Here is a 16,952-nt window from a genome sequence, read left to right as displayed (position 1 = left end):
TCCGGACGGGTACGGTCCTCACCCGGGCACCTGCACCCGGGCGGGCTCCACCGCGTCCGGCCGACGCAGGTAGAGCGGGGTGAACGGCGGTGGCGCGGAGCCGAGGTCGGCCGCGGCCACCAGCGCCAGCGGGTCGGGGTGCTCGGGGCCGAGCACCGGCAGCCCCAGCGGGGTGGCCAGGGCGAGGGCCCCGGCCACCGTGGTGACCCCCGTGAGGTCCAGCTCGGCGGGGCGCTGCACCCAGGGTCCCCGCGTGCGCCGCCCGTCGGTGTAGCGGGCGGCGTAGACCTCCCGGCGACGGGCATCGGTGACCACCAGCAGCTCGCCCGTGCTCGCGGTCGCACCGCCGATGCCGTCCAGGCTGCAGACCCCGTGGACGGCCACCCCCAGCGCGTCGCCCAGCGCGGCCGCGGTGGCCATCCCCACCCGGAGCCCGGTGTAGGGACCGGGGCCGGTGCCGCAGACCACGGCGTCCACCTCCTGCACCTGCACCCCCGCCTCGACCAGGCAGGCGAGCAGGTTCGGCGTGAGCACCTCGGCGTGCGCGCGGGCGTCGACGGTGACGCGTGCGGCCAGCAGCCGGCCTCCCGCACCGTCCACCCGCACCACGGCGGCCGTGACGGCGGGCGTGGCGGTGTCGAGCACGAGGACGAGCACGGTGGGCCAGGCTACCCGCGCGTGCGCCACTCCCAGGTGGCCGTGCGGGTCTCGGTGTCCGGCGCGCGACCCAGCCGCACCAGCAGGTGGCGGTCGGTCAGGGACTCCACCACGCCCTCACCCCACTCCACCACCACCACGGCCGACTCGAGGTCGGTGTCGAGGTCGAGGGCGTCGAGCTCACCAGCCAGGTCGCCGGCCCCACCGAGGCGGTAGGCGTCCACGTGCACCAGGCCGATCCCGCGCGGGCCCGGGCGGTGCGTGCGGGCGATGACGAACGTCGGGGAGGTCACCGGCCCGTGCACGCCGAGGCCCCGCGCGAGGCCCCGCACCAGCACGGTCTTGCCGGCTCCCAGCGGGCCGTCCAGCACGACGAGGTCCCCGGCGCCGAGCGAGGCGGCCAGCCGCTGGCCGAGAGCCTCGGTGTCCGCCGGGGTGACCAGCTCCTCACGCACGGGCGGCGGTGCTCGCTGCGACGGAGCGCTCGAGCAGGCGCTCGAGGGCGTGGTTGACCAGCACGGGCTGCTCCAGCTGCACCAGGTGCCCGGCCCCGGGAGCCACCACGAGATCGGCCTCCCCGATCTCGTCGGCGATCACCCTGGTCTGCCGCAGCGGGGTCAGCCGGTCGCCGTCGCCGCAGAGCACCAGGACCGGGCGCCCGGCCAGCACGGGCAGCGCCGCGTGCTCGTCGTGGCCGCTCAGGGCGGGCAGGAAGTCAGCGATGGTGCGCACCGCCGTGTCGGCGATCATCGTCTCGGAGAGCTCGGCGACCGCGGGGCTGAGGTGGCGGTCGCCGTAGGACATCGCCCGCACCAGGGGCGAGATCAGCGCGTCCACCGGGGTGCGACCCAGCCTGAGCAGGGACGGACGCAACCGCGAGAGTCGGCGCAGCCCGGCCACCACCGGGTTTCGGGCGGTGAGGCCGAGGCGGCCCAGCGCGAGCCCGTCGGCCGCGGTGGAGAACAGGGCCACCCCCACCACCCGGGAGGTGAACAGGTCCGGGCGCTGCCGGGCCAGTGCCATCACCGTCATGCCGCCCATGGAGTGCCCCACCAGCACGACGGGCCCGCGGGGCACCACGGCCCCGAGGACCTCCTGCAGGTCGCGGCCGAGCTGCTCGATGGTGCACGAGGCCTGCCGCGGGGTGCCGGAGCGCCCGTGCCCGCGCTGGTCGTAGAGCACCACCCGGGTGCCCGGCCGCTCGGCGAGCAGGGCGCGCTGGAAGTGCCACGACTCCATCGCCAGGCAGAACCCGTGGACCAGCACGACGGTGAGCGGGGCCTCGCTCTGCCCGACCTCCTCGACCACCAGCGGGACACCGTCGTCGGCGGCCACGGTGGAGACCCGGGTGGCGGGCAGCTCCGGGGCCACCGGGTCGGCGAGGCTGCGACGGTGCCGGGAGCGCGTGCTCACCGCAGCGGCGGCGGCCCCCCCGGCGGCGGCGAGACCGACCGCCGCCCCCCCGACGAGCCCCGCCCGGCTCCGGCTGCTCACGCCCCGGCCCCGACGTGCGTGCGGCGCACGCGCCCCCGCACCCCGGTGACCACCTCGTAGTGGATGGTCCCCAGCGTGTCGGCCCAGTCCTGCGCCCGGGGCTCACCGTCACCGCCGGGGCCGAAGAGCACCGCGGTGTCCCCCTCGGCCACCCCGCCGCCGTCCGGGCCGCAGTCGACGAGCAGCTGGTCCATGCACACCCGCCCGACCACCGGCCGCCGCACCCCCCCGAGCAGCACGTCGAAGCGGGTGCTCAACCCGCGGGGCACCCCGTCGGCGTAGCCCACCGGCAGCAGCGCCACCGTGGTGTCGGCCGGCGCGGTCCACACGTGGCCGTAGGAGACGCCCTGCCCCGCCGCCACCCGCTTCACCAGTGCGACCCGCGCACGCAGGGTCATCGCCGGGCGCAGGCCCAGGTCGCCCAGCGCGGGCACCGGGCTCAGCCCGTAGACCGCGATCCCGGGGCGCACCAGGTCGAAGGACAGGTCGGGACGGGTGAGGGTGGCCGCGGAGTTGGCCAGGTGCACCACCTCGGGGACCAGACCGTGGCGGGCCGCGGTGGCCAGGACCTCGCGCAGCCGCGCGGCCTGGGCGTCGACCACGGGATGGGTGGGCTCATCGGCGCGCGCGAGGTGGGAGAACACCCCGCGCAGGCGGACCGCCCCCTCGGCCTGCGCCCCCGCCAGCGCCACCAGCGTGCCGTCGAGCTCGGTGGCCGACACCCCGTTGCGGTTCAGCCCGGTGTCCACCTTCAGGCTCACGACGGCGGTGCGGCCGGTGGCCCGGGCGGCGGCGAGGACGGCCGACAGGTGCCGCGGCGAGCTCACGGATACCTGGACGTCCGCCGCGAGGGCCGCGCCGAAGTCGTCGTCGACGGCGTGCAGCCAGCTCAGCACCGGCGCGGTGATCCCGGCGGTGCGCAGCTGGAGGGCCTCGTCCACCGTCGCGACCCCGAGCTCGACGGCTCCGGCGGCCAGCGCGGTACGCGCGGTGGCCACGGCGCCGTGGCCGTAGCCGTCGGCCTTGACCACGGCCATCACCCCGGCCGAGCCGGCTGCAGCGTCCAGCGTCCGGACGTTGTGGGCGATCGCGTCGAGGTCGACGACGGCTTCGGCGCGGGGGCTCATCGTCGCTGATCCTCCCAGACGTCCCCGCGGACGGTCCGCACCGCCGCCCGCAGGTGCTCCAGCACGGGCGAGGCCGACACCGGTGCGCCCGTGCCCGCGGACACCGCAGCCAGCTCGGCGGCCAGCACGTGCACGTGCGCCCCGGCCGCCGCCGCGTGCAGCGGGTCCAGCCCGGCGGCGAGCAGGGCCCCGACGAGGCCCGAGAGGAGGTCGCCCGCCCCCGCGGTGGACACCCAGGACGTAGTCGCCGGGTTCACCAGCACCCGACCGTCGCGATCGGCGACGATGGTCGTGGCCCCCTTGAGCAGCAGCGTCACGCCGAGCTCGGCCGACGCCGCCCGCACGGAGGCCACCCGGTCCGCCGTCGGTGCGCTGCCCGTCAGCCGGGCGAACTCCCCGGCGTGCGGCGTGAGCAGGGTCGGCGCGGGGCGCTCCAGCAGCTCCGGGTGCTCACCGACCACGGTGATCGCGTCCGCGTCGAGCAGCACCGGGACGTCGCTGTCGAGCACGTGACGCAGCACCCCGAGCGCGTGCGCCCCGGTGCCGAGGCCCGGCCCGGCCACCCAGGCCTGCACCCGTCCGGCGTCAGCCACCTCGTCGACGGCCACCACCTCGGGGAACCGCGCCAGCACGGCCTCGCGCCCGGAGCCCGCGTAGCGCACCATCCCGGAGGTCGCCGTCACCGCCGCCCCCGTGCACAGCACCGCGGCGCCGGGGTAGGTGGCCGAGCCCGCCACCACACCCACCACGCCCTGGGTGTACTTGTCGTCGGCCGCCCCGGGCACCGGCCACAGCGCCCCGACGTCGGTCCGCGACAGCGCACCCAGCCGGGCCGGGGGCAGCGCGAACGGCATGTCCACCACCACGGTCCGCCCACAGGCCCCGGCGTTCAGCAGGTGCACCGGCTTGAGCCCGCCGAAGGTCACGGTCACCGCGGCCGACACGGCGGGCCCGTCGGACACCCCGGTGTCCGGGTCGACGCCGCTCGGGGAGTCCACGGCCACCACCGGGGACCGCACCTGGTCCACGAGCGCGGCGGCCGCCGGGCGCAGCGGCCCCCGCGCGGAGAGCCCGACGATCCCGTCGACCACCAGGTCGGCACCCAGGACCTCGGTCCCCACCCGACCCCCGGAGCGCAGCAGCGCCGCGAGCCCGGCCGGGTGCGCGCGGTCGGGCACCAGCAGCACGGCCGTCACGGCCACCCCGCGGCGGGCCAGGAACGCGCCGGCCCACAGGGCGTCACCGCCGTTGCCGCCGGACCCCACGAGCAGCACCACTGCCCGCCCGGCGACCCCACCCGTCCGGGCGTGCAGCTCCGCGGCGAGCACGGTGGCCAGGCCGAACGAGGCCCGCCTCATCATCGCGGCGTCACCGTGGGTCCCGTTGGCCGCCGCCTCCGCCGACCGCACGACAGCGGTCTCGTGCGCGGGGATCACGGCGTCGTCCCCGTCACAGCCGCTCGGCGATCACCACGGCCTGCGCCAGGTCCGCGTCGTGGGTCAGGCTGCAGTGCCAGTGGGTCACACCGGCGTCCGCGGCGATCCGACCCAGCAGACCGCTGACCCGGAGCAGCGGACGCCCGCCCGGGCCCACCACCACCTCCACGTCGTGCCAGCTCCAGCCCCGGGGGGCGCCCACGGCCTTGGCCGCCGCCTCCTTCGCGGCGAAGCGGGCGGCCAGCGAGCGCGGGCGGCGGACAGCGCCCCGACCCGTCACGCGCTCCGCGTCGGTCCAGCAGCGGGGCAGCAGGCCCGGGGTGCGGACCAGGGACGCCTCGAACCGCGGCACCCCGACGAGATCCGTGCCGACGCCGACGATCACTCCACCGTCACCGACTTCGCGAGGTTGCGGGGCTTGTCCACGTCGTAGCCCCGGGCCTGGGCCAGCTCGGCGGCGAACACCTGCAGCGGCACGGTGGAGACCAGCGGCTGCAGCAGGGTCGACACGGCCGGGATCTCGATCAGGTGGTCGGCGAACGGACGCACCGTCTCGTCGCCCTCCTCGGCGATGACCACCGTGCGCGCACCCCGAGCCTGGATCTCGCGGATGTTGCTCACCATCTTCGAGTGCAGCAGCGCGCGCCCCTTCGGCGAGGGCATCACCACGATGACCGGCAGGCCCTCCTCGATCAGGGCGATGGGTCCGTGCTTGAGCTCTCCCGCCGCGAAACCCTCGGCGTGCATGTAGGCGAGCTCCTTGAGCTTGAGGGCACCCTCGAGCGCCACCGGGTAGCCGACGTGCCGACCCAGGAACAGCACCGCCCTCGAGTCCTTCAGCTCGCGCGCGAGCGCCCGCACCGGCTCCACCGTCTCCAGGACCCGGGCCACGGCGTCCGGCATGGCCTCGAGCTCGGCGAACTCGCGGACCACCTCGTCGGTGTACTTGGTGCCCCGGGCCTGGGCGAGGGCGAGTCCCAGCAGGTAGTTGGCGGTGAGCTGGGCGAGGAAGGCCTTCGTGGAGGCGACGCCGATCTCCGGGCCGGCCCGCGTGTAGAGCACCGCGTCGGCCTCGCGCGGGATCTGCGACCCGTTGGTGTTGCAGATGGCGAGCACCTTGGCCTTCTGCTCCTTGGCGTGCCGCACGGCCTCGAGCGTGTCGGCCGTCTCGCCCGACTGGGAGATGGCCACGACGAGCGTGGAGCGGCCGAGCACCGGGTCCCGGTAGCGGAACTCGCTGGCCAGCTCCACCTCGACGGGCAGCCGGGTCCAGTGCTCGATGGCGTACTTGGCCAGCAGGCCCGAGTGGTACGCCGAGCCGCAGGCCACCACGAACACCTTGTCGACGTCACGCAGGTCCTGGTCGGTCAGGCGCTGCTCGTCGAGGACGATCCGCCCGTCGACCAGGTGGCCCCGCAGCGTGTCGGCCACCGCGGCGGGCTGCTCCTGGATCTCCTTGAGCATGAAGTAGTCGTATCCCCCCTTCTCGGCAGCGGCGAGGTCCCAGTCCACGTGGAAGGGGCGGGTGGTCGCGGGCACCCCCTCGAAGTCGGTGACCTCGTACCCGTCGGCGGTGATGACGACGACCTGGTCCTGGCCGAGCTCGACGGCCTCCCGGGTGTGCTCGATGAACGCGGACACGTCGGAGGCCACGAACGTCTCCCCGTCCCCCACTCCCACCACGAGCGGGGTCGATCGCCGCGCCGCGACGATGGTGCCGGCGTGGTCGGAGTGGGTGAACACCAGGGTGTACGCACCCTCGAGGCGGCGGCACACGGCCCGGACCGCGCCGGGGAAGTCGCCGGCGGAGGGGCCCTGCCGGTACTCCCGGGCGACGAGGTGCGCCGCCGACTCGGAGTCGGTGTCGCTGGTCAGCTCCACCCCGGCGGCCTCGAGCTCGGTGCGGAGGGCGGCGAAGTTCTCGATGATGCCGTTGTGGACGACGCTGACCGTCCCCGTCGAGTCCTGGTGGGGGTGCGCGTTGCGATCGGTGGGCTTGCCGTGCGTGGCCCAGCGGGTGTGGCCCATGCCGGTGGTGCCGACGAAGCTCTCCGCGGGGGCGCCCGCGAGCTCGGCCTCCAGGTTCGCCAGCCGGCCCGCCTTGCGGTCCACCGCGGTGTGTCCGTGACCGTCGAGCACGGCGACCCCGGACGAGTCGTAACCGCGGTACTCCATGCGCCGCAGCCCCTCGACCACCACGCCGAGGGCCTGGCGGTGTCCGACGTAACCCACGATTCCGCACATGATCTCGACCCTACTGGCGTCGGGGGCAGACACCGCACGTCCGACGGAGCGGTCGAGCACCCGGTGATCGGCTAGCGTCGCCGCGTGGCGAGCAGACGTGGGAAGTCCGGGAACCTGAAGTCCGTGGTCGCCGAGCTCTCGCGGCGCGGACCGCACCGGGTGCTGCGCGGGGACCTCGCCCTGGCGGGACTGCCCGGGGTCCTGATGACCCCCGAGCGCGGCCTCGGCCTGCCGGCCGTCGCGTTCGGTCACGCCTGGCTGCAGCCGGTGCACCGCTACCTGGGAACCCTGGCCCACCTGGCGTCGTGGGGGATCGTCGTGGCCGCACCCGCCACCGAGCGCGGTCCGCTGCCCTCGCACGCCGGGCTGGCCGCCGATCTCGCCACGGCGCTCGACGTGTGCTCCAAGGTGCGCCTGGGCCCCGGGGAGATCAGCGTGGACCCCGACCGGCTGGGCGTCGCCGGCCACTCGATGGGCGCCGGGGCCGCGGTGCTCCTGGCTGCGCAGGACCCGCGGGTGAAGGCCTTCGCCGGGTTCGCGACGGCCGAGACCAGCCCGTCGGCGGTGCACGCCGCCGCGCGGGTCACGGTTCCCGGGCTCTTCCTCGACGCGGAGGACGACAGCGTCACCCCGGCCGCCTCGAACGCGGAGAAGATCGCCGCGGCGTGGAAGGGACCCGTCTCCGTGCGCACGGTCACGGGCGCGTCCGACATCGGGCTGCTGGAGGGGCGCCACCTCGGGGACCTGTTCCTCGACGGCGGCTCCGAGAAGAAGACGCAGCGGGTGGTGCGGGCGCTCGTCACCGGCTTCCTGCTGGGTCAGCTCGCCGATGACGAGCGCTTCGCCGAGCTCGCCTCGGCCACCGCGGAGATCAAGCGCACCACCGTGGTCGACCTCTCAGCGGCCTAGGCGCCCTCAGCGGAGCCAGTCCCGACCCTCCACCTCGTCGTCGGCGGCACCCCCGCCGGTCCCGGACCGACTCGTGCGCGGCACCGGTGCCGCGGACGGGTCCTCGGCGGCGTCCGGGTCCCCGACCACGATCTCGGTGGTGTCCGGCCGGTGGCCCCACCCGCCCTTCTCCGCCTCGACCGCGGCGGCGGACACCTCGGCCGAGGTGCCGGCCGCCGCGATCTCCAGACCGTGCGCCGAGCGCGCCGCGTTGGTGCGGGCCAGCGCGAGGGCATCGAGCGCCCCCGCGAGGACCCGCTGCCGCCGCTCGGTCACCGCTGCCAGCCGCTCCTGGGTCGCCACGTCGAGCTCGGTCACCGCTCCACCTGCTCCTCGTCGCTCGTGCCACCCTCGCCCAGCACGTCGCTGAACGAGGACCACGTCCTGGCCTCGAGGGTGAACGTGTCGTCCAGCACCCGCCACTGCTGCGAGACGCGGTGCTCCTGCGGCTCGCTCCCACCACCACCACCGGCGGCTCCGCCCGTGCCCGCCATCCCGCTCGGACCCCCGGCCGAGGACCCCGACGACGCCCCGTCCTCGGTACCGGCCAGGACTGCACCGCTCGCCGCGTGGGTGCCGGTGGTGGCCTGAGTCGAGGCGAGCGAGGCCCCCGAGCCGTCGTGCTGGGCGCCCTCCTGGGGATCGGACCACGGGCTGCCGACTGCGGCCGAGCGGACCTGGGCGGCCACCGGGCCCTCCGGGCCGGGCGCGACAGCCGCCGCGGTCCCGGGGTCCGACGAGGAGCCGGCGGCGTCCTGCGCGCCGAAGGACGGCGCACCCCCACCACCGGAGGTGACCCCCGCGGCCGGAGCGCTGTCCGAGCGCGCGTCGAACGCGGACGCCTGACCCACCGGGCTCCCGCCTGCTGTCTGCCCGGAGGGAGCGCCGCCACCGGACGCCGGCGCGTCAGGCGTCCGGGCCGGTGCCGTCGCTGCGACAGGTGCTGTGGACGGTGCGGCGACCGGTGCTGTGGCCGCCGGGTCCGGCACGAGCTGTGGTGCCCCGTCCGGACCGATCTCCACGCGGTAGCCGGACACCTCGCCTGCCGCGTCGGTGACCTGGACGTGCGCGCCCGGGCCCCCCGCGTCGGAGGCCGAGATCTGCATGGACACCCCGTCGTCGGCGACCGTGATGACCGATCCGGTCACCCCGTTCGACGCCGCACCGGGTGCTCCGCCCAGCGGGCCGGTCGACGCTGGTCCCCCCACCACGGTCCCTGCGCCCGGAAGGGCGGCGCCGCCGGGGTCTGTCGATCCGGGGCCGTGCGTCCTGGCGGCGCTCGAACCGAGATCACCGTTGCCGTCGCCGTCCAGCAGCGCGTCTGCCGCCGACGAGTGGACCTCGGGGTCCCCTGCTGAACCTGGAGCCCCGGGCGGCAGGAGCTGGCCGGTACCCGGGTCGATGGTCCAGCCCTGCGGGAGGGTGGCGGGATCACTGACCCACCCGGCGCCCTGCGGCAGGCCCACCGGCACGGTCGCGGGCGCCACCGGCACAGTCGTGGGCGCCACCGGCGGAGTCGTGGCCGGCACCGGTCCGGTCACCTGGTCGCCGCCCGGCACAGGCCGAAGGCCCTGGGACGCGACAGGTGAGGGCGACGCACCGGGCGCGCCGCCGGGCATCCCGCCACCGCCACCGCCGGGCACACCGCCACCGCCCGGCACACCTCCCCCACCGCCAGAGCCTTGGCCCCCCGAGCCCTGGTCCGTGGCGTCCGGCTTGTCGGGGGTGGGCTCCTGCGCCACCGGCCCCGGCTTGGCGACCGGTACCGGACCGGGGATGCCGGTGCCCAGGGGGGTGAACCCAGCGGGGTCCAAGCCGTCGAACGCTTGGGCGGCGACGCCGTAGATCTCCCGCACGGAGTCCGAGGTGGCGTCGCAGATCCTGACGAAGGAGTCCGCCGCCTGGGTGTAGCTGGGCGCGAAGACGTCCTGCAGCCAGCCGCGCGCGGACTCCGCGATCTCGTGCTTGAGCTCGTCGAACAGGCTGTCGGTGAGCAGCGACAGCGGGCCGAGGAAGGTGAAGCCCAGCAGGCCTGCGACCTTGTCGATCCACGAGTCCCCGTCGAGCTTCGAGGCCGCGATCACGTCGTCGACGTCAGCGGGTGACATGCCCCCGATCGTCTCCTGGTACGACGGGAGCACGGCCTGGGCCTTGTCCTTGACCGCCTTCTCCACCTGGTCGGCGCACGCGTTCAGTGCCGCCCCGCCCTTGACGAGATCGGCGATCACCGATCCGCAGGTGGACTGGAAACTGGTGAGGTACGTCTGCGCCGCGGTGCCGCCGTCGCCCTGCCAGGTCGACGCCAGCGACTGGGCCTCCGCCCGCTGGGCCGACGAGGCGTCGGCGAGCTGGGTCACGGTGTCGGAGAGGTGCTGGGCATCGGCGCGCAGCGTCGCGAAGCTCATGCCCCGCTCACGGTCGAACATGGCCGCGGCCTGGTCCCACGTCGTGCCAGGGTTCTGGCCGGCCGCCACCATCCGCGGTCGCCACACCTCGAACAGCCGCACGCAGTCCGAGGCGAGGTCGAGGATGACGTCGGCGTTGGGTTGTCCCCCACCCAGAGCCGCGACCTGCTCGGCCTTCGACGGGTCGTCGTGACCGAACAGCGTCGACAGGCCCCACAACGGCAGCCCGATCGGGCCGAGGATCCCGTAGGGGCTGGTCGCGAAGTCCTCGGCGGCGCCGATCACGGTGCCGGCTGCGTCGACGACCTGGCCGGCCGCGTTGATCTCGGCCTTGATGACGTGACCGGCCGCGTCGAGGACGTTGCCGCGGCGTCGACCTCGTACGTGACCACGTCGGACGCGAGGTCGACGCCCGCGTGCACCGTGTCGCTGACGACCCCGACCCCGGCCTCGACCGTGTCGGAGACCGCACCCGAGACAGCGCTGATCCCGTCGTCGAGAGCGTCACCGAGGGGACCGAAGAACCCCATCAGGCCACGATCGCGGTGACGGCGGACGTGGTGCTGGCCTCCTGGGCGGTGTACGCGTCGACCGCACCGATCACCGAGTCGGCCACGTCGCCGGTGGTGCTCTGCCAGGCCATCACGACCTGCACCACCGTGGAGGTGGCCGCCTGGACCGCGCTGCCCTGGGCGCTGTACTCCCTGCCCGCCGTGCCCGAGCCGAACGAGCAGGCGCCGGCCTTGCCGACCGCGTCCTGCACGGTGTCCCCCACCGCACGGAAGCGGTTGGCGGATGCGGAGACCTCGTCCCGCAGGACGTCCACGTGGTCGCTCATGGCGGACCTCTCCTCGTCGGGATCTTCCGAGGTCCGACGCGCCGCGCGGGACTCCGGTTCCCCCGGAGCGTAGGGAGTCCCTGAACCGGCCCGTCCGGTTTCGCCCTAGACCGACCCGACCAGACCGGCCAGCCGCTGCGCGAGGTGCTGGGCGGACTCCGCGGTGGGTGCCTCGACCATCACGCGCACGAGCTGCTCGGTGCCCGAGGGACGCAGCAGGACCCGCCCGGCGCCGCCGAGCTCCGCCTCGGCCTGCGCCACCCCGCCGAGCACCGACGGGTCCACGGCGACGGCGGCCTTGTCGGTCACCCGGACGTTGATGAGCACCTGAGGCAGCGTGCGCACGACCGACACCAGCTCGTGCAGGGCCGTTCCGGTGGTGGCGACGCGGGTCATCAGCCGCAGGGCGGTGAGCACGCCGTCCCCGGTGGTGGCGTGCCGCGGCAGCACGACGTGGCCGGACTGCTCGCCGCCCAGGCTGTAGCCGCCCGCACGCAGCTCCTCGAGCAGGTACCGGTCACCGACGCCCGTGGTCCGCACCTCGATGCCGGCCTGCCGCATGGCCAGGTGCAGGCCCAGGTTGCTCATCACGGTGGTGACGAGGGTGTCCCCCGCGAGCTCGCCGGCCTCGTGCATGGCCAGCGCCAGCACCGCCATGATGCCGTCACCGTCCACCAGCGTCCCGGCTGCATCCACAGCCAGGCAGCGGTCGGCGTCCCCGTCGTGCGCGATGCCCAGGTCGGCCCCGTGCGCCAGCACCGCGGCCTGGAGGTCCTCGGGGTGGGTCGAGCCGCACCCGTCGTTGATGTTCAGCCCGTCCGGATCAGCGTGCAGCTCGACGACCTCCGCCCCGGCCGCCCGGTAGGCCGCGGGGGCCACCGACGAGGCCGCCCCGTGCGCACAGTCGACCACCACCCGCAGCCCGTCCAGTCTTTCCGGGCTGGCGACGGCGAGGTGCGCGAGATACGTCCCGGCCGCACCGTCGAGCGTGCGCACCCGCCCCACCCCGGCTCCGGTCGGGCGCCGCGACCCGGACCCGAGGCACGCCTCGACCTGGTCCTCGGCCGCGTCGTCGAGCTTGTGGCCGCCCGCGGCGAACAGCTTGATCCCGTTGTCGGGCATGGCGTTGTGGGACGCGGAGATCATCACCCCCAGGTCGGCACCGACCGCACCGACCAGGTGCGCGACCGCCGGGGTCGGCAGCACCCCTGCATCCAGGACGTCCACACCCGCTGCGGTCAGCCCGGCCGTGACGGCGGCGGCCAGCATTTCCCCGCTGGCCCGGGGGTCACGTCCGAGCACGGCCACCCCGCGACCAGCGCCGCCGGCGGGCACGAGCACCTCCGCGGCCGCCGAGGCGAGGGCGAGGGCGAGCTCCACGGTGAGCTCGGCGTTGGCGAGGCCACGCACCCCGTCGGTGCCGAAGAGCCTGCGGGCCGGGACGGGCTCCGGTGCACGGGGGCGGGTGGGGTCCTGGGCTGCCATGGGTCGGAGCTCCTCCGGGTGCACGAGAGCAGGCGCCCGGGTGGAGATGGACGCCTGCTCTCGTGTGCGGGCCGTGCGGGCTGGGTGGGTCGGCGGACCGACCCGGCTCAGCGCTTGGAGTACTGGGGCGCCTTGCGGGCCTTCTTCAGGCCGTACTTCTTGCGCTCGGTGGCACGCGGGTCACGCGTCAGGAAGCCGGCCCGCTTGAGGACGGGGCGGTCGTCCGGCTGCACCTCGATGAGCGCCCGGGCGATGGCCAGGCGCAGGGCGCCGGCCTGGCCCGAGGTCCCGCCGCCGTGCAGGCGGGCCAGCACGTCGAAGGTCTCGGTGCGCTCGGTGAGGACGAACGGGTCGTTGATGAGCTGCTGGTGGACCTTGTTCGGGAAGTACTCGGCCAGCTGCTTGCCGTTCAGCGTGTACTTGCCGGTGCCGGGGACGAGCCGGATGCGCACCACGGCCTCCTTGCGACGACCGACGGTGAGGATCGGCCGCTCCATGACGACGGGCACCCGGAGCGCCTCGGCGACGGTCTCCGGCTCCACCTCGGAGGCGACCTCCTCGACGGAGACGTCGGTCTCGACCGTCTCGGCGGTGTCGACCGCCTCGGGGGCGTCCGGGGTCTCGGCGGTGGTCATCTGCGGCTCCTCCGCGCCCTCGGACGAGGCGCTCTCTGCGGTGGTCACTGGGCGACCTGGATGATCTCGAACGGAACGGGCTTCTGCGCGCCGTGCGGGTGGTTCGGCCCGGCGTACACCTTGAGCTTGCCGGCGATGGCGTTGCCCAGCTTGTTCTTCGGGATCATGCCGGTGACGGCCTTCTCCACGAGCCGCTCGGGCATGGTGTCGATCATCTGGCCGACGGAGCGCTTGCGCAGGCCACCGGGGTAGTTCGAGTGGCGGTAGAGGAACTTGTCCTCGCGCTTGTTGCCGCTGACCGCGATCTTCTCGGCGTTGATGATGACGACGAAGTCGCCGGTGTCGACGTGCGGCGCGTAGATCGGCTTGTGCTTGCCGCGCAGCAGCGTCGCTGCCTGCACGGCGAGGCGGCCGAGCACCACGTCGGTGGCGTCGATGACGTGCCAGGTGCGGGTCACGTCACCGGCCTTGGGGCTGTACGTAGGCACAGGACTTCCTCGTCTTCTCGGGTTGAGCAGGTCTGACGGTGCGAGTGCGGTGGAGCCTCGCGGTCGGACACCGGGAGGCTCACGACCGGCACGTGGCCGAGGGGCTCGTCCGCGAGGGCGATAGGCCACGACCACGGCGTTCCGCACGCCGACCCGGAACGATACCGCCCTGCCGCGTCACGGGTCAAAGCGCCCCGTCCACGCTGGTCCCGGCGCCGCCGGCGGCGGGCGGAGCGGCCGGCGGAGGTGGTCCCGGCACGCAGGTGCCCCGGGACCGTGGAGGTCTCGGGGCACCGGTGCGCGCACGCGGCGCGACGGGCTGGTCAGCCGCCGAAGGCGCCGGCAGCGGACTTGTCACTGGCCTTCATGGCGTCGTTGCCCTGGCTGACGACGTCGCTGACCTTGCGGAGGGTGTTGTTCAGGCTCTCCGCGGCCTGGTCCCACTGGACCTTGAGGACGCGGTAGGCGTCGGAGCCCTCGCCCTCCCAGCCCGCGTCCAGCTTCTTCAGCTGGCCCTTGAGGTCCTCGAGGATGCTGTTGATCTGCTGGCTGTTGCCCGCCAGGGACGCGCTGGCCTCGCCGATGGCTGCGTGGTTGTACTTCATCATGTCGCTCATGAGGGTGTCTCCTCCTTCAGTGCTGTGGGGTGGGGGTGGTCAGAGGTTCAGGGAGCTGCTGGCGACCTGGTTGATGGTCGCGACGTGGTCCTGCTGCGCCTGGTCGAAGGACGTGCCGGACGCCTTCAGCGTGTCGCTGATGCCCATGAGTGCATCGTTGAGCTTCTTGACGTCGGTGTCCCACTGGTTCATGAGGCCGGAGAAGGCAGCCTGGGCCTGACCCTCCCAGCCGCTGCGCACGCCGTCGATCACGCCGCGCACCTGGCTGAGCTGGCCCTGCACGCTGCTGTTCGCGTCCGCGGCCTGCTGCGACATGGTCGCCAGCTCGGCGGGGGTGACCTGGGTAGTTCCGGACATGGGATTCCCTCCTGGAAGTTTCGTGCTGACCTGCACTGCGACGTCCGGGTGGTGGACCCCGCCGGTGTGCTGACAACCCCTACGACGAGCACTCTCGCAGGATCGTTCCGCAGCGGTCGCAGTTCGTCGAAGTCGGTTGCCAAAGCGAACGCTGCACGTCAGGACGTCGCCGTGGGTCACGGTCGGTACAGGATTGCGGTGTCCTCGAAGGGCTCGTCCTCCGCCGGCGGGGCGTCCGGGTCCGCGGGCCGCGGGGCGGCCGGGTCCGCGGGCCGCGGGGCGGGCACCGCCGGGGCGAGCCCGAGCCGCTCCCGGAAGGCGACCGCGTCGGCCCGCAGCTCGGCCGGGGTCGCCGTCCCGGCGTCGGGTGCCGCGCGCTGCTGCGGGTCGTGGCGCAACCTCTCCGCGCGCTCCCGGCTCTCCGCCAGCTCCGCGCGCCCGTCACGCAGGGCCCGTTCCGCGCGCAGCACCGACTGCTCGGCCCGGCTCCGGGCGTCCGCGCCCGGCTGCTGCTCATCCACCACTGACCTGCACGCTGCCGACGGCCCGCTCGCACGTCCCGGCACCACCGTCGGGACCCGCGTCGGCGGCGGGGTGCTGGCAGCCCACGCTCAGCTGGTAGCCGCCCTCGACGACGACGAACCAGTCCACCGCGCTCCCGGGGTCCGGAACCTCCCGGTAGCGGATGACCGCCCGTCCGGCGTACTCCGCCCCGTCGTCGAAGGAGTCGTACGCCGACCCCGTGCCGGCCCCCGGCGCTGCAGCCCCGGCCACCTGCTCCCGCAGGGCCGACGCAACCTCCGCCGCGCCGGCCCCCCCGCTCAACCTGGTCTGCACCAGCAGCAGGCGCCGGGGGTCCGCGGACGACCCCGTCGCGCTCAGGACGAGGCGCGCGGTGGCGCCGTCCTCGCTGCGCGCAGCCTCCCGCCACGTGTCGGGCACCACCACGGTGGCGTGCTGGGCCTGGACCGTCCGCGTCTGCGGGTCCCGGGTGAGCAGCACCACCGCGACGACGACGGCCACCGCCACCAGCAGCAGCGGGCCGCCGAGCCGGAGGAGGCGGCCTCGGCGGCGACCGGTCGGGACGGGCGCGGTCGGGTCCGGCTGCGTGACCGCGGGGGCCGCGGTCGGGCCCGGGTGCGGCGGTGGGGGCCGCACCGCGAGCAGCGCACCTCGGGCCACCACGGTCTCGGGCTGGTCGGTCGACACGGCGAGCACCCCGAGCCGCGCGTGCACCAGCCGGGAGACCAGCGGGATGCGGCTGGACCCACCGACGAGGTGCACCGCAGCGGTGCTGCGCCCCTGGGCGTCCAGGGCCCGCACGTCGGCCAGCGCGGCGCCGAGCAGGTCGACCACCGCTGCCACCCGCGGGCCCACCAGCCGCTCCAGGTCGTCCCGGGTGACGTGGGCGTCCGGAAGCGCCCCGGGCAGCGCGACGTCGGCGTAGGCGTGCCGGGACAGCGTCTCCTTCGCCCCACGGAGATCGGCGGTGAGGATCCGTCGCCGACGACGCTGCTCGAGGCCACGACCCAGCACGACGGCGTCCCACTCGCTGCGCTGCTCCCCCACCAGCCCCGACCCGAGGTGCTCGAGCAGCGCCTGGTCCACGTCCACCCCGCCGAACCCGGGGTCCCCACGGGTGGCCAGGACGGTGAACCCGGTGGCCGTGCGCCGGAGCACGGTGACGTCGGTGGTGCCGCCGCCCACGTCGAGCACCGCCAGCAGGGTCCCCGGAGCCACCCCGGCGGCGTGCTGCACGGCCGCGGCCACCGGCTCGGGCACCAGCAGGGTCCGGGCGGCGAGCCCACCGGCCGCGGCCACCAGGACCCCGGTGCGGACGCCCCCCCAGTCGGCCGGGTGGGTGAGCACGAGCTCGTCCACCGCCGCCCCGCCGAGCACCGCGCGCGCCTCGGCCACCGCGCGGCGCAGCACCGCGGCCAGGGCCTGCTGCACGCCCAGGACCGTGTCCCCCAGCAGCAGGGAGCCCTCGTCCACCCGCCGCTTCGGGTGCGGCTCGAACCGCGCCGGGTCGATCGAGGCCTGCCGCTCGGCCTCCGCCCCCACGAACACGCCGCGCCCGTCTGCCCACACCGCGCTCGACATGAGCGGGCTGCCGTCCACCACGACCACACGGGGCTCGGCGCCGTCCACGGCGATCGCCACGCAGGTGGAGGAGGTCCCGAGATCGACCGCGACCCGGACCGTCACGGCCGCGGGGTGG

General features: G+C 75.0%; 18 protein-coding genes. 1 reads left to right on the top strand and 17 read right to left on the bottom strand.

Annotated elements, in window-relative coordinates; genetic code table 11:
• Positions 1 to 18: 18 nt before the first annotated feature.
• From tsaB to glmS, 7 genes are read right to left on the bottom strand one after another with little or no spacing between them, the layout of a single operon-like run.
• Positions 19 to 657 (bottom strand): tRNA (adenosine(37)-N6)-threonylcarbamoyltransferase complex dimerization subunit type 1 TsaB, encoded by a 639-nt coding sequence (gene tsaB, locus RHODO2019_RS02535; RefSeq protein ID WP_265383480.1) that lies wholly within the window; start codon positions 655 to 657, stop codon positions 19 to 21.
• Between the two features lie 11 nt (positions 658 to 668).
• Positions 669 to 1,112, bottom strand: a complete 444-nt coding sequence (gene tsaE, locus RHODO2019_RS02530) for a tRNA (adenosine(37)-N6)-threonylcarbamoyltransferase complex ATPase subunit type 1 TsaE (RefSeq protein ID WP_265383479.1) — start codon at positions 1,110 to 1,112, stop codon at positions 669 to 671.
• Positions 1,105 to 2,151 carry an alpha/beta fold hydrolase gene (locus RHODO2019_RS02525; RefSeq protein WP_265383478.1) on the bottom strand — a complete coding sequence of 349 codons (1,047 nt, stop codon included), beginning with the start codon at positions 2,149 to 2,151 and terminating at the stop codon, positions 1,105 to 1,107. Before RHODO2019_RS02525 ends, tsaE begins: the two co-directional genes overlap by 8 nt.
• Positions 2,148 to 3,278, bottom strand: coding sequence for an alanine racemase (alr, locus tag RHODO2019_RS02520; RefSeq protein ID WP_265383477.1), 1,131 nt, complete (start codon positions 3,276 to 3,278; stop codon positions 2,148 to 2,150). Before alr ends, RHODO2019_RS02525 begins: the two co-directional genes overlap by 4 nt.
• Positions 3,275 to 4,714 carry an NAD(P)H-hydrate dehydratase gene (locus tag RHODO2019_RS02515; protein WP_435532162.1) on the bottom strand — a complete coding sequence of 480 codons (1,440 nt, stop codon included), beginning with the start codon at positions 4,712 to 4,714 and terminating at the stop codon, positions 3,275 to 3,277. Before RHODO2019_RS02515 ends, alr begins: the two co-directional genes overlap by 4 nt.
• Positions 4,715 to 4,727: 13 nt before the next feature.
• Positions 4,728 to 5,099 carry a holo-ACP synthase gene (locus tag RHODO2019_RS02510; RefSeq protein ID WP_265383476.1) on the bottom strand — a complete coding sequence of 124 codons (372 nt, stop codon included), beginning with the start codon at positions 5,097 to 5,099 and terminating at the stop codon, positions 4,728 to 4,730.
• Entirely contained in the window at positions 5,096 to 6,958 is a 1,863-nt protein-coding gene (glmS, locus tag RHODO2019_RS02505) for a glutamine--fructose-6-phosphate transaminase (isomerizing) (protein ID WP_265383475.1), read from the bottom strand. The genes RHODO2019_RS02510 and glmS overlap by 4 nt, the downstream gene beginning before the upstream one ends.
• Before the next feature lie 84 nt (positions 6,959 to 7,042).
• Between glmS and RHODO2019_RS02500 the strand changes: the two genes are divergently transcribed.
• Positions 7,043 to 7,867 carry a dienelactone hydrolase family protein gene (locus tag RHODO2019_RS02500; protein WP_265383474.1) on the top strand — a complete coding sequence of 275 codons (825 nt, stop codon included), beginning with the start codon at positions 7,043 to 7,045 and terminating at the stop codon, positions 7,865 to 7,867.
• Positions 7,868 to 7,873: 6 nt separating this feature from the next.
• Here the strand turns inward: RHODO2019_RS02500 and RHODO2019_RS02495 are convergent, their stop codons facing one another.
• The 10 genes from RHODO2019_RS02495 to RHODO2019_RS02450 all read right to left on the bottom strand — a co-directional run bounded on the left by RHODO2019_RS02495 (position 7,874) and on the right by RHODO2019_RS02450 (position 16,939).
• Entirely contained in the window at positions 7,874 to 8,224 is a 351-nt protein-coding gene (locus RHODO2019_RS02495; RefSeq protein ID WP_265383473.1) for a hypothetical protein, read from the bottom strand.
• The gene (locus tag RHODO2019_RS02490) at positions 8,221 to 10,596 is read right to left on the bottom strand and encodes a WXG100 family type VII secretion target (protein ID WP_265383472.1); all 2,376 of its coding nucleotides are present in this window, start codon (positions 10,594 to 10,596) and stop codon (positions 8,221 to 8,223) included. Before RHODO2019_RS02490 ends, RHODO2019_RS02495 begins: the two co-directional genes overlap by 4 nt.
• A gap of 244 nt (positions 10,597 to 10,840) precedes the next feature.
• Positions 10,841 to 11,149, bottom strand: coding sequence for a hypothetical protein (locus RHODO2019_RS02485; protein WP_265383471.1), 309 nt, complete (start codon positions 11,147 to 11,149; stop codon positions 10,841 to 10,843).
• 105 nt (positions 11,150 to 11,254) lie between these two features.
• Positions 11,255 to 12,634 (bottom strand): phosphoglucosamine mutase, encoded by a 1,380-nt coding sequence (gene glmM, locus RHODO2019_RS02480; protein ID WP_265383470.1) that lies wholly within the window; start codon positions 12,632 to 12,634, stop codon positions 11,255 to 11,257.
• A 107-nt stretch (positions 12,635 to 12,741) separates the two neighbouring features.
• The gene (gene rpsI / locus RHODO2019_RS02475; RefSeq protein WP_265384909.1) at positions 12,742 to 13,269 is read right to left on the bottom strand and encodes a 30S ribosomal protein S9; all 528 of its coding nucleotides are present in this window, start codon (positions 13,267 to 13,269) and stop codon (positions 12,742 to 12,744) included.
• Positions 13,270 to 13,313: 44 nt separating this feature from the next.
• Positions 13,314 to 13,757: a 50S ribosomal protein L13 gene (gene rplM / locus RHODO2019_RS02470; protein WP_265383469.1), complete on the bottom strand. Its 444-nt coding sequence runs from the start codon at positions 13,755 to 13,757 to the stop codon at positions 13,314 to 13,316.
• A 323-nt stretch (positions 13,758 to 14,080) separates the two neighbouring features.
• Entirely contained in the window at positions 14,081 to 14,374 is a 294-nt protein-coding gene (locus RHODO2019_RS02465; protein WP_265383468.1) for a WXG100 family type VII secretion target, read from the bottom strand.
• Positions 14,375 to 14,413: 39 nt separating this feature from the next.
• Positions 14,414 to 14,731: a WXG100 family type VII secretion target gene (locus RHODO2019_RS02460; RefSeq protein WP_265383467.1), complete on the bottom strand. Its 318-nt coding sequence runs from the start codon at positions 14,729 to 14,731 to the stop codon at positions 14,414 to 14,416.
• Positions 14,732 to 14,907: 176 nt separating this feature from the next.
• Positions 14,908 to 15,252, bottom strand: a complete 345-nt coding sequence (locus RHODO2019_RS02455) for a hypothetical protein (RefSeq protein WP_265383466.1) — start codon at positions 15,250 to 15,252, stop codon at positions 14,908 to 14,910.
• Positions 15,245 to 16,939 (bottom strand): type VII secretion-associated protein, encoded by a 1,695-nt coding sequence (locus RHODO2019_RS02450; protein WP_265383465.1) that lies wholly within the window; start codon positions 16,937 to 16,939, stop codon positions 15,245 to 15,247. Before RHODO2019_RS02450 ends, RHODO2019_RS02455 begins: the two co-directional genes overlap by 8 nt.
• Between the last annotated feature and the right edge of the window lie 13 nt (positions 16,940 to 16,952).

The organism is Rhodococcus antarcticus (assembly GCF_026153295.1).
Classification (GTDB): Bacteria; Actinomycetota; Actinomycetes; order Mycobacteriales; family Mycobacteriaceae; genus Rhodococcus_D; species Rhodococcus_D antarcticus.
This window is presented reverse-complemented; position numbering and strand designations above follow the sequence as displayed.

Excerpts from the sequence above, each read along its gene's own strand:
- rpsI (WP_265384909.1), bottom strand. The coding sequence starts at position 13,269 with ATGACCACCGCCGAGACCCCGGACGCCCCCGAGGCGGTCGACACCGCC.
- RHODO2019_RS02465 (WP_265383468.1), bottom strand. The coding sequence starts at position 14,374 with ATGAGCGACATGATGAAGTACAACCACGCAGCCATCGGCGAGGCCAGC.
- RHODO2019_RS02485 (WP_265383471.1), bottom strand. The coding sequence starts at position 11,149 with ATGAGCGACCACGTGGACGTCCTGCGGGACGAGGTCTCCGCATCCGCC.
- glmS (WP_265383475.1), bottom strand. The coding sequence starts at position 6,958 with ATGTGCGGAATCGTGGGTTACGTCGGACACCGCCAGGCCCTCGGCGTG.
- glmM (WP_265383470.1), bottom strand. The coding sequence starts at position 12,634 with ATGGCAGCCCAGGACCCCACCCGCCCCCGTGCACCGGAGCCCGTCCCG.
- alr (WP_265383477.1), bottom strand. The coding sequence starts at position 3,278 with ATGAGCCCCCGCGCCGAAGCCGTCGTCGACCTCGACGCGATCGCCCAC.
- RHODO2019_RS02460 (WP_265383467.1), bottom strand. The coding sequence starts at position 14,731 with ATGTCCGGAACTACCCAGGTCACCCCCGCCGAGCTGGCGACCATGTCG.